General features: G+C 70.0%; 9 protein-coding genes. 5 read left to right on the top strand and 4 right to left on the bottom strand.

From position 1 onward, the window contains the following. Window positions 1–71 precede the first annotated feature (71 nt). The 3 genes from ABTY15_RS38725 (at window position 72) to ABTY15_RS38715 (ending at window position 2500) form a co-directional block, all read left to right on the top strand. The gene (locus ABTY15_RS38725) at window positions 72–740 is read left to right on the top strand and encodes a LutC/YkgG family protein (protein ID WP_350607013.1); all 669 of its coding nucleotides are present in this window, start codon (window positions 72–74) and stop codon (window positions 738–740) included. 123 nt (window positions 741–863) lie between these two features. Next, the gene (locus tag ABTY15_RS38720; protein ID WP_350607010.1) at window positions 864–1421 is read left to right on the top strand and encodes a TetR/AcrR family transcriptional regulator; all 558 of its coding nucleotides are present in this window, start codon (window positions 864–866) and stop codon (window positions 1419–1421) included. Beyond that, complete coding sequence (locus tag ABTY15_RS38715) at window positions 1418–2500, top strand: NADPH:quinone reductase (protein WP_350607008.1); 1083 nt, start codon at window positions 1418–1420, stop codon at window positions 2498–2500. The genes ABTY15_RS38720 and ABTY15_RS38715 overlap by 4 nt, the downstream gene beginning before the upstream one ends. A 111-nt stretch (window positions 2501–2611) precedes the next feature. On the opposite strand, the gene ABTY15_RS38710 is transcribed toward ABTY15_RS38715, so the two are convergent. Continuing rightward, window positions 2612–2779, bottom strand: coding sequence for a ricin-type beta-trefoil lectin domain protein (locus ABTY15_RS38710; protein WP_350607004.1), 168 nt, complete (start codon window positions 2777–2779; stop codon window positions 2612–2614). Window positions 2780–2913: 134 nt separating this feature from the next. Here ABTY15_RS38710 and ABTY15_RS38705 point away from each other — a divergent pair, with 134 nt between their 5' ends. Further along, window positions 2914–3078, top strand: a complete 165-nt coding sequence (locus tag ABTY15_RS38705; protein WP_350607001.1) for a hypothetical protein — start codon at window positions 2914–2916, stop codon at window positions 3076–3078. A gap of 132 nt (window positions 3079–3210) precedes the next feature. On the opposite strand, the gene ABTY15_RS38700 is transcribed toward ABTY15_RS38705, so the two are convergent. From ABTY15_RS38700 to ABTY15_RS38690, 3 genes are all read right to left on the bottom strand, one after another. Next, window positions 3211–4317, bottom strand: a complete 1107-nt coding sequence (locus tag ABTY15_RS38700) for a ricin-type beta-trefoil lectin domain protein (RefSeq protein WP_350606997.1) — start codon at window positions 4315–4317, stop codon at window positions 3211–3213. Window positions 4318–4421: 104 nt separating this feature from the next. Further along, window positions 4422–7112 (bottom strand): RICIN domain-containing protein, encoded by a 2691-nt coding sequence (locus ABTY15_RS38695; protein ID WP_350606992.1) that lies wholly within the window; start codon window positions 7110–7112, stop codon window positions 4422–4424. Window positions 7113–7415: 303 nt separating this feature from the next. Then, complete coding sequence (locus ABTY15_RS38690; protein WP_350606989.1) at window positions 7416–9425, bottom strand: alpha-L-fucosidase; 2010 nt, start codon at window positions 9423–9425, stop codon at window positions 7416–7418. Window positions 9426–9951: 526 nt separating this feature from the next. Here ABTY15_RS38690 and ABTY15_RS38685 point away from each other — a divergent pair. Then, complete coding sequence (locus tag ABTY15_RS38685) at window positions 9952–11745, top strand: alpha-L-fucosidase (protein WP_350606987.1); 1794 nt, start codon at window positions 9952–9954, stop codon at window positions 11743–11745. Window positions 11746–11838 lie beyond the last annotated feature (93 nt).

Here is an 11838-nt window from a genome sequence, read left to right as displayed (position 1 = left end):
AGCCGCGACACCCCCGCACCGCCCGCCGAGTCCTTCCGCACCTGGTGGCGCAAGAACAGAGAGGAGGGGCGATGAGCAGCCGCGAGGCGATCCTCGCCCGGATCCGGGCCGCCCTCGCCGACGTCCCGCGCGGCGAGACCCCGGAGGACGTGCCCGTGCCCCGCGACTACCGGCGCGGCCACACCGCCGACGGCGAGGACACCCTCGCCCTGTTCGCCGAACGGGTCGCCGACTACCGCGCCACCGTCACCCGCACCGACCCGGCCGGGCTGCCCGGCGCCATCGCCGCCGCCCTTACCGCGCGCGGTGTCACCCGGCTCGCCGTCCCCGACGGCTTCCCGACCGACCTGCTGCCGTCCGGCGGCTGGGAATGGCGCACCGAACCGCTCGACGTCCCGGCCCTGGACGCCCTGGACGGCGCCCTCACCCTCGCCGCCGCCGGCATCGCCGTCACCGGCACCATCGTCCTCGACACCGGCCCCGGCCAGGGCCGCCGCGCCCTCACCCTCGTCCCGGACTACCACCTCTGCATCATCGAGGCCGAACAGATCGCCGACGACGTCCCGGACGCCCTGGCCCGCCTCGGCCCCACCCGCCCCCTCACGTTCATCTCCGGCCCCTCCGCCACCAGCGACATCGAACTCAACCGCGTCGAAGGCGTCCACGGCCCCCGCACCCTCGACGTCATCGTCGTCGACCCCACCGGGGCCGGTGCGGGAGCGCTCGACGCCGGTGTGTGATGGCGGGCCGTCAGCGGCCGTCCCCGGCCTGCTCGCGCGGGATGTACCCAGCACATACAGAACGACGATTCTGCTAGCATCTCCGCCATAAGAAGAAGCGTGATTCCTTTTGTGGGAGGTGCGATGCCTCGGCTCACCGACGCGCGCAAGGAACTCCGGCGTACCCAGATCGCCGAGGCCGCCGTCCGTTGTTTCAGCCGCAACGGGCTGGAGCGGACCTCGATCGCCGACATCACCGCCGAGTCAGGCCTCTCGGCCGGCTCGATCTACGCGCACTACCGCAACAAGGCCGACCTGGTCCGGGCCGCCGCCCGCGAGGTGCTCGCCGAGCGCGCCGACGTCCTCGGCGAGTACGCCGCGGCTGACGCCCCGCCGGACCCCGACGAACTGCTCTCCCGCCTGATCGCCGCGATCGACCCCGCCGCGGCCCGGGTCGGCGTGCAGACCTGGGGTGAGGCGACCACCGATCCGGCCATCCACGGCATCGTCGTCGACATGACCGACCGGATGCGCGCGATGCTGCGCGACTGCGTCACGGCCTGGCTCGTCAAGGTCGAGCACCACGAGCCCGCCGAGGCCCGGGAGCGCGCCGTCCCGATCGCCCACCGGGTGATGGCGCTCTACCAGGCCGAACTGCTGTACACCGCCTTGCGAACACCGGCCGAGGAGGCGGCGTCGTGACCACCGCGACCGCTTCGTTCGCCGACGGCACCGTTTCCACCAGGCTCCGAGGACGGATCATGAAGGCCATCATCTACCGGGACAACGGCGCCGCCGACGTCCTCCAGTTCGTCGACCGTGACCTGCCCGAGCCCGCCCCCGGCGAGGTTCGCGTCCGGGTCGCCGTGTCCGGGGTCAACCCGACCGACTGGCAGGCGCGCTCCGGCGCCGGCCACCCCAAGCACTTCGCCGAGGTCACCCCGCACCTCGACGGCGCCGGCACGATCGACGCCGTCGGCGAGGGGGTCGACCGGAGCCGGGTCGGTCAGCGGGTCTGGCTGTTCATGGCCGCCGCCGGGCGGCCCACCGGCACCGCCGCCGAGTTCACCGTCGTGCCCGCCGAACAGGCCGTGCCGCTGCCCGACGAGGCCGGCTTCGATGTCGGCGCCGCACTCGGAGTCCCCGCGCTGACCGCGCACCGCGCGCTCACCGTCGCGGAGGACGGGCCGCGTCGGCTGAGCCCCGGGGCACTCGACGGGAAGGTGGTGCTCGCCGCGGGCGGGGCCGGAGCGGTCGGGCACGCGGTGATCCAGCTCGCCCGCTGGGCCGGCGCCACCGTGATCAGCACGGTCAGCAGTCCGCGGAAGGCCCGGCTGGCCACCGCCGCGGGAGCCCACCACGTGATCAACTACCGCGAGGGCGACCCGGCCGCCGAGATCCGCGCCGTCGCCCGGGACGGCGTCGACCTCGTCGCGGAGGTGGCGCTGGGCACGAACCTCGCACTGGACCTGGCCGTGCTGCGGACCCGCGGCACGATCGCGACCTACGCCAACGACGGTGGCAAGCCGGTCGAACTGAATGTGTTGCAGAACATGGTGCTGAACACGCGCCTCCAGTTCCTGGTGCTCTACACGGCCGGTCCGGAGGCACGCGCCGCGGCCGCTCAGGACGTCGCCGCCGCACTGCGCGACGGCGCGCTGCCGGTCGGCGAGGAGCACGGGCTGCCGCTGCTCCGCTTTCCCCTCGACCGCACCGCCGACGCGCACCGAGCGGTCGAGAGCCGCACGGTCGGCAAGGTCCTGGTGGACGTCGCGTCCTGACGTCCGTGGCGTGCGAGCGTCAGGTTCGGTTGCCGCTGACGTACTGCGCGCAACAGGCGGAAGCCGCCCCCCTTCGCGAAGGGGGGCGGCTTCCGCCTGTTCGGGAGGGGGTCACCCTGTTACTGGATGGTCCAGGCCCTGGTGGGACTGGTTGATGGCCATTGGCTGGTTGATGGTGGCGCCGTTGGCGGTGGAGGCGCTGCTCACCTCCAGGATCTGCCGGCTCTCGTGGTTGCGGAGCAGGTGGCCACCGCTGGTCGGCTCGAACAAGGAGCTCATCGACAACGACCTGGAGTTCCACCGGCGGATCGCGGCCGGGTCCGGCAACGGCGTTCCGTTCTCGCTGATCGGGGGCCTGTACGGCGCGCCCGACCAGGCGCGCGGATCGGCGCGGACTGACCGAGGAGGACGCGGTGGACCGCACCCGCCGGCAGCACCGCGGCCTTCTCGACGCCATCGCCGGCCGCCGCCCGGACATCGCCCACGCCTGCGCCACCGTCCACATCGCCAGGGTCGGCCAGTGGCTCCGCGACACCCTCGGCGAGGCCGACTCGGCCCCCGGCCTGCCCGAGCAGTGACGCCGCCCGCTCCGAATCGCTGTCGCTGACCGAACCAGCGGCCCCCGCGACCCACCGCCACAGTGGACGGTCGGCACGGGGGCCGCTCGGCGTTCCAGGACGCCGGAAGCGTTCAGGTCCCGGAAGTGGGCGTCATCCGGCGGTCAGCGTGGTCCAGTTCTGGTTCGAGCCGCCGTTGCAGTCCCACAGCTGGAGCTGTGTCCCGTCGGCCGTGGAGAAGTTCGGCACGTCCAGGCAGCGGCCGGAGAGGGGGTTGCGGTAGCCGCCGTTGTAGGGCTGCCAGACCTGGTTGCCGCCGCCGGTGCAGGACCAGAGCTGCACCTTGGTGCCGTTGGCCGTCCCCCCGGCCGCGGCGTCCAGGCACTTGCCCAGGGAGCGGAGGGTGCCGTTGGTGTAGGCGGACCACAGCTGGTTGCCGCTGCCGCTGCACCCCCAGGTTTGGACGGCGGTCCCGTCGGCGTTGGCGGCGCCGTTGACGTCCATGCACTTGCCGGCGATCCCGGACTGCACGGCGGCGGGGGCGGGGGCGGGAGCCTTCAGCCAGCCGGCGGCGTCCGCGGTCTGGACGCCGCGGCGGAAGGCGTCGGCCATCTTCTGGTAGCCCGCGTCGTTCGGGTGCAGGGAGTCCGCCAGGTCGGCGGTGGTCATCGCGCTCATGTCGACGTACGCGACGTGCTTGCCCGCGGCCTGGGCGTCGCTCACGATCTGGCTGATGGCCTGGTTGTAGCCGGGCCGGTACTGCTCCACCGTGCTGTTGGTGGACACGATCAGGGAGGCCAGCAGGACGGTCGCGTCGGGGACGTCGGCGGTGATCCGGTCGACCAGTGACTTCAGCCGGGCGCCGGCGGTGGTGGGCTGGAAGTTTCCGTTGAAGTCGTTGGTGCCGATCTCCAGCGTCACGACGTTGGGCCGGTAGCGGGTCAGCGCCGCGTCGGCGAGGGCGGCGATCTGGTCGATGCGGTAGCCGGAGTGTCCCTCGTTGTCGGGGTCGGACATCGAACCGTTCCGCCCCGTGCCGACGAAGTCCAGTGGGTGGCCGTCCGCCGCGAGCCCGTCCCAGAGCGGGCCCCGGTAGCCGTTGCCGGTGCTGCTTCCCAGACCCCAGGTGATCGAGTCGCCGAGCGGCATGACCCGCAGGGGCGTGCTGGAGGCGGCGGAGGCGGGGACCGCACCGGTCACCGTCACGCCGAGCACGGCGGTGACGAGCGCGATCAGGGGTAGAGCCCAGAACTTTCGCATCACGCAGGTGTCCTCTTCTGTGAGTCGCTGCTGGAAACGGTGAGGCCGGAGAGCAGTGCTTGAGCAGCGCTTTCCGGCCTCACGGTCAGTGGGGTGTCAGCCTGTTACTGGATGGTCCAGGCCTGGTGGGACTGGTTGACGGCGTTCGACTGGTCGGTGGTGGCGCCATTGCTGGTCGACGCGCCGGTCACCTCCAGGACCTGCTTGCTCTCGAAGTTGCGGAGCAGGAAGCCGCCGCTGGTCGGCTCGAAGTACCACAGCTGGTTGTTGCCGCCGTTGTAGGTGACCTGGTCCGCGCCGGTGGTCCGCCAGTGGCTGGACCACGGGATCTCGAGGGCCTTGCCGCTGTTCCGGTTCACGATCTTGTACAGCTGGCCGCTGACCGGGAGGATGTTCCACTGCTGGTTGGCGCCGCCGGTGCTCGGCCACTGGTTGACGCTCGCGCCGTCGGCGGTGTTGAAGTTGTAGTCGTCCAGCACCTGGCCGCTGTTGACGTTCTTGATGGTGTAGAACGTCGACGGGTTGGTGCTCGGGGCGCCGGTCGCGACCGCCTGCGCTCCGCCGGCCTGCTGGACGCTGAAGTCCGTGATGAAGAAGTACTGGCCGTCGGTCTTGGCGACCCGCACGTAGCGGAAGGCCTGGCGGACGTCGATCCTGCCGGTGAGCGTCGCGGCGTAGGGCAGGGTGCCGGTCTGGCGTCCCACGACGGTGTAGCTGCCGAAGTTCGGGTCGTTGGAGGCCCGGATCTCGAAGTTGCCGCGGGTCGATGACTGGTCCAGGTCCTGACGGGTGGTCAGCGCGAACTGGCCGAGCTGGTAGGCCTGGCCGAGGTCGACCTGCCACCAGGCCGAGGTGTCGGCGCCGGTCGGCGACCAGCCGGTCGAGTTGTTGTTGTCGACGGCCTTGGCGGCCTCAGTGCCCGTGCCGTAGACCGACGAGGAGGTCGCGGTCCTGTTCCAGGCGAGGTTGGGCCACAGGGTCATCCACTGGTAGCCGGACTCCAGGCCGGAGGCCTTGATCACCGCGTCACCGGAAGTCTGGTTGTTGGTGAGCGTGACGTTGGTTCCGTTGTGGTTCTGGTTGATGAACCCGTCGGTGTGCGACAGCACGTTGTTCGAGACGGTCATGTTGTCCGACCCCTCGTCCAGGTAGATGCCGTGCACCGGCGAGGCGCAGGCGGCGGGGCTGCGGACCACGTCGTGGATGTAGTTGCCGTTGAGGACCGCGCCCGGGTCGTTCGACAGGTGGTAGATGCCGGCGGAGTCGCAGAGCCGGTTCATCACGTTGCCGATCCGGTTGTAGCTGACGCTGTTGTTGCCCTCGGCGTTGGCCGCCGACTGCCAGCCCCAGCCGAGCGAGATGCCCGCCCACGGGGAGTCGGAGATGTCGTTGTGGTCGATGGTGGTGCTGTTGACGAAGCCCGCGTTGATACCCGCGGTGCCGAGGTAGTCCTCACCGATCCGGGTGATCAGGTTGTTCTTGACGGTGACGTTCTTGACCACCTCCCTGGCGTCCTCCCCGGCCGGGCTGGTCGGCGGGTTGTAGATGGTGTGGTACTCGACCGTCGGGTCGGAGAACTTGCCGACCATGATGCCGTTGCCGGCGATGTCGTAGATGTAGTTGCCGATCGCGCTGCTGTCGTGGACACCGTGCGAGAGGTCGAGCGCGGTGGAGCCCAGCTTGGTGAAGATGTTGCCCGTGAAGGAGACGCGGTCGGCGTCCGCGGCCTGGACGGCGGCCGGCGGACGGGCGACGTACTGCTGGTTGGAGGTGTTGGCCGAGATGTTGTAGTTGCCGCCCTGGCCGTTGAGGTAGCCGTTGTTGGTCGGCTCCATCCAGGTGGTCTGGGTGAAGGTGATCCCGGAGAAGCGCAGGTCGTGGGCGGGGCTGTCGAGGCTGGTGCCCTTGACGTCGAAGAGCGTCTGGACGGTCGGCACCTGCACGTTGGCGCTGGACATGTCCTCGCCGGGGCGGGGCTTGTAGTAGAGGGTCTGCGCGGCCGTGTCGACGTAGAACTCGCCCGGCTCGTTGAGGAACTCGTGGGCGTTCTCGAAGTGGAACGGCGAGTTGTCGGCGAGCTGCGGCCACGGACGCTGGAACAGGATGCCCGCCTCGTGGTCCTGGATCGAGATGTTGGCGGTGCTGCCCGCGGTGCTGATCGACTTCAGCCGCAGGTAGCTCTCACCCCACTGGGTCTCCAGCATCATCTCGACCTGGTTCAGGTTGCTCCAGTTCGAGGTCTGAGAGGCCGGCACCTTCAGCAGCTTGTTGGTGGTGTCGCTGCCCGTCAGGTTGAAGTCGGTGCCGGCGTCGGGGTAGCGGGCGCGGGTGGCGCGGACCCCGTTGACGTACAGCTGCCGGAAGTTGAGGGTGCCGACGGACGCCTTGTACTCGCCGTTGGCGGCCGCGGTCCAGCCGGTGACCGACTTGCCGCCGCTGATCACGGGGGTCTCGCCGTTGTACGCCTGGTAGACGACCGTGTGCCCGTTGGTGCCCGAGTCGGCGGTGCCGAAGGTGATCGGGGCGGTGAGCGGGTAGGTGCCGCCGCGCAGGTTCACGACGATGTCGTCGGACATGTTGGCGTTGACGCCTCGGACCGCGTTCTGGGCGGCCTGGATGGTCCGGAACGCCGAGGCGGTACTGGTTCCTGAGTTGCTGTCACTGCCGTTGACGGGGTCGACGTACAGGTTCGTCGTGGCCGCGTAGGCGGGCTGAACGGGCAGCACGGCAGCGAAGACGACGGTCGCCGCGGTGACCGCCTTGACCGTCGTTGCGCCGATGCGTATGAGTCTCATGGGGTGTCCCTCCTCCGAACCCTGCTCCTATGAGTGGTATTTATCGGGGCAGATGAGCGACCCTGTCAAGGCGATGGACATCCCTATTTTTCGCTGACGCAACACCAGGGAAACGGGAGTGCGTCAGGCTCCGCCGAGCCGGACGCACCCCCGTTGGGACAGAAAGCCCAGGTAGTGCCCTATCTGGCGGTGGCGATCGAGGCGCCTGCCGCCCGCCCGCCAACTCACTTCGGGAGCGGCTAGTTCGAAATGAGTACGACTCATTTCAGCAAATGATCTCCGCTGAGTGGCGGGTGGTGCGGCCTAGCCGAGTGCCGCGGTGCCGCCGGAGACCGACGGGTCCAGGAAGGCGCGGTCGTAGACCTCCAGCGAGCGGATCGACGCCCAGGCGCCGGTGTCCAGGCCGGTGACGGTGACCCGGACGTAGCGGGTCCGGGCCGTGAACGTCAGGACCTGCACCTGCGCGGCGGTGGTGTTCCCGGTCCGGTCGGCGAGCGTCGTCCAGGTGGAGCCGTCGGTGGATCCGTCGACCCGGAAGCGGTAGGCCTTGGCCGGCAGCTCCCAGGCGATCCGGGCGCCGGTGACCTGGCGCACCGAGCCGAGGTCGGTCTGGAGCCAGTGGCCGGTGCCGCCGTCGGCCGCGCACCACCGGGTGGAGGTGTCCCCGTCCACCGCGTTGGCGGTCACGTTCCCGTGCGAGGTCTCCACGCTGTCGGCCGTGGTCGGGCAGCCGCGGGCGATGTCCGCGGGTACCACCGGTCGGTCGAGCACGATCGCCACCACGGTGTCGTCGGGGTAGCGGGTGCGGTCGATGCCGGTGACGGTGACGCGGTTGTTGCCGGTGATGCCGTAGGGGAGCGGGTTCCTGGTGACCACGTCGTAGACCGCGGTGACCTTGGCGTCGCCCAGCGACGGGCTCGTGAAGCTGCTGCCGCCGCTGTAGCCGGTCAGCAGGTGCGCGTAGACGGTCCTGTCGTTGAAGGTGAAGCCGTACTGGCCGTCCACCGGGTTCCACGGTCCGCCGCGGGTGCCGTACAGGGCCTCCCGGTTGGCGCTCATGAACCCGCCGAGCCGGCGGACGACCGCCACCTGCTTGCTCGGGACGGCGCCGGTCGCGTCCGGGCCGACGTTGAGGATCACGCACATGTCGCGGATGAAGCAGTTGACCAGCATGGCCATCGCCGAGGAGAAGGACATCGCGTAGTCGCCGCTGTACGCCCAGGTGCCGCCGGAGACGCTGAACGCCTTCTGGACCAGGCGGCCGTAGCGGATCGGCCCGCTCGGCACACCGAACCCCTCGTCGATGTCGTAGTCGCCCACCCACCCCGAACGCGAGTTGGCCACCGCGTTCGGCAGGTGCCGGCGTACCAGGCCGGTGAGCCCCAGCGGCCTGCCGGTGCCGGACTCGTTCTCGCCGTACGCGGTGTCCACCGGCCAGCCGTTGCCCGGATCGCGGTACTGCCCGGGCTCCCAGAAGAACGACCCGTCGGCGTCGGTACCCTGCTGCGCCAGCCAGCCGCCGTCCCACCAGATGTCGTCGACCGCGCCGTAGTCGGTGACCAGCTCCTTGACGGACTGGTACACCTCGTTCTTCATGGTCCGGGCGTTCTCGTGGTAGTCGAAGCCGGCCGGATCGATGCCCTCGTAGTTCCACGGGTACGGGCTGCCGCCCGGCAGCACGCAGTCGGAGGTGAGGGCGGGGCTCGGCGGCTTCGCGCCGCCCACGTCGTAGTAGCCGGGGTAGCGCCAGTCGATCGGCGAGTAGTAGAGCCCGACCCGCAGGCCGGCTGCGCGCACGGCGTCCACGTAGCGTTTGACGAAGTCCGTACCGGCCGGGAACGCGGCGTCGGCGGAAGTCCAGGCGTTGGGGTGGCCGCTGGGCCACAGGGCGAAGCCGTCGTGGTGACGGGTCGTCAGAACCACTTCCGCGGCGCCGAGGTCGCGGGCCAGATTGGCCCAGGCGGCGGGGTCGAAGGAGTGCGACTGGGCGGCGAAGGTGCCGGCGTACTGCGCGCGGTAGGCGGCCGGCTTGGTCTTCGAGGCGAACATGTACCACTCGCCCTGGGCCGGTGCCGAGTAGACGCCCCAGTGGATGAACATGGACAGCTTGTTGTCGCGCATCCACTGGATCCTGCTGTCCGGCTGCTGCCAGGTGCCCTGGTCGAGCTTCGGTATGCGCAGCGGGACGAGGGGTAGCGGATCGCCCTCGACCGCGGCGGCTTCGGCCCGGGCGCCGCCGGGTCCGATGGCGGTGGCGGCGGTGGCAACTGCCAGGCCGGTGAGCACACTTCTCCGGCTGATGGATCGTGACATGGCTGCTCCGTTTGTCCTGGAATGCTCGCTATCGGGTGGCTCCGCGAGTCATGTACATGTATCCCGGCCGCCGGAGTGGCCTGTCAAGACACCGGACGGCAATATGTCCGATGATTGTTGGCGGTCCGGCGTTCGCGCTGGAATCGAGTCAACTTCCCGCCGGCCTCGGGATCCTGTCGCGAAGTCGGTGAAATGGCAGGTCAGCGCAGTCGCGCTCGGTTCGGACCCAGGATTTGAGGGCCTGTCCCACTCGTCGATCGGTCGGACGTTGCGCGCGGAGGTCGTCCGAGAGGTACACATTCATCGGATCGATACGCGGGACTGAGCTTCCCGGCCGCGAAGTTGACACATAAACTGACGACCGCCGCTCACCGACCGCGCTCTGCTCCTGGGCGCGCGGACCTGCCCGGCCGGCCACGGCCGCCGCCACCACCTCAGTGCTCCCGGGCAGGAACGCCACCGCCGGCAGGCGATTCGCAGCAGCAAGCGGCACACCCCCCACCCACCCCCACCGGAGGAGCCGTACATGCCCGACCAGCTGAGCCGCCGCCAACTGATCCGAGCCGCCGCCCTCGCCGGGGGCGCCGTGGCCTTCGGCCTGCCCCAGGTCCTCCGGCCCGGCACCGCGCAGGCCTACACCGTGCCGTCCAAGATGGACTGGTGGTACCAGGCCCGCTTCGGGATGTTCATCCACTTCGGGTCGTACAGCTACCACGGACACGGCGAGTGGGCCTTCTCCACCGAGAACTGGACCAAGGCCAACTACCAGGCCCAGGTGTCGGCGCCCTTCAACCCGACCGCCTTCAACGCCGACACCATCGCCGACCTCGCCCTCCATGCCGGCATGAAGTACCTGGTGATCACCGCGAAGCACCACGAGGGCTTCGCGATGTACGACTCGAAGGTGGCGAGCTTCACCGACACCACCGGCAGCAAGCCGTACACCCTGCCCAAGTACACCGCCTACCAGAGCGACCTGCTGGCCGCGCTCAAGAAGGCGTGCGACGCCCGCGGCATCAAGTTCGGGCTCTACTACTCGATCATGGACTGGAACCACCGCTCGCAGACCGTCAACCAGACCACCAACTACACCGACATGGCGTCGCTGAGCGCACGAGCGGGCTACATCAGCGACATGAAGGCACAGTTGCAGGAACTGCTCACCGCGTACGACCCCGCCGTCCTCTGGTTCGACGGCGACTGGTGCGCCAACCCCGCCACCCCCACGCTCACCGACTGGTGGACCGCGGCCGACGGGGCCGACCTCTACAACTGGCTCGTCGGCCTCAAGCCCGGCCTCATCGTCAACGAGCGGGTCAAGCGGGACGTGGGGCTCGGCGACTTCGCCTGCCCGGAGCAGACCGTCCCGGCCGAAGCCCTCGGCCGGCCCTGGGAGACCTGCGCCACGATGAACGGCGCCTGGGGGTACACCTCCTGGGCCGAGAACTCCTACCGGTCCCTCCAGGCGATCACCCAGGAGCTCGTCACGGTGGCCTCCCGGGACGGCAACTACCTGCTCAACATCGGCCCCAAGGGCGACGGCACGCCCACCCCGGGGTCCGTCACCATCCTCCAGGGCCTGGCGGGCTGGATGGCCACCAACAGCGACAGCATCCACGGAACCATCGGCAGTCCCTTCACCGACGAACCGTCCTGGGGGAAGTTCACCAGGAAGCAGGGCAAGCTCTTCGCCCACGTCTTCAGCTGGCCGAGCAACGGCACCCTGCAGATCCCGCTGGTCGCCAACACCATCAACCGCGCCTACCTGATGAGCAACCCGACGGCCTCGCTCTCCTGCACGGTCAGCGGCGGCACCATCAACGTCTCGGTGCCCGCCACCGCCCCCGACGCCAACGACTCGGTCGTGGTGGTCGAGGTCACCGGGATGCCGGCGGTCGTCGCCGACGGCGTCTACGAGCTGGTCTGCGCGCGCAGCGGCAAGGCCCTCGACGACGGCAACACCGCCACGGCGGGCGGCCAGGTGATCCAGTGGACCCTCAACGGCGGCGCGCCGCAGCAGTGGCGGCTGACCGGCCTCGAAGCGGGCCGCTACAAGCTGGTGTGCCTCCGCAGCGGCATGGCCCTCGACAACGGGGGCAGCAGGACGGCGGGCGCCGGGCTGACCCAGCAGCCCGACAACGGGAGCAACCAGCAGCAGTGGGGCATCACCGCGCTGGGCGGCGGCTCCTACCGGCTCACCAACCGGGTGAGCGGCATGGCGCTGGACAACGGGAACAGCACGGTGGACGCCCAGCCGGCGATCCAGTGGACCGTCAACGGCGGCACCCAGCAGCAGTGGAAGCTGGTCAAGGTCGGCTGAGCACTTCGAGCGGTGTGTGGCGCCGGCCCGCGGGCTCGCCGACCGCCACCGCCCACTTCAGCGCCGTCGCGTGCATGGGCCTGGCGGTGCACC

The sequence above is a fragment of the Kitasatospora sp. NPDC097643 genome, assembly GCF_040302625.1.
Lineage (GTDB): Bacteria > Actinomycetota > Actinomycetes > Streptomycetales > Streptomycetaceae > Kitasatospora.
The sequence above is the reverse complement of the archived record's forward strand: the minus strand, read 5'-3'. Positions and strand labels throughout refer to the sequence as shown.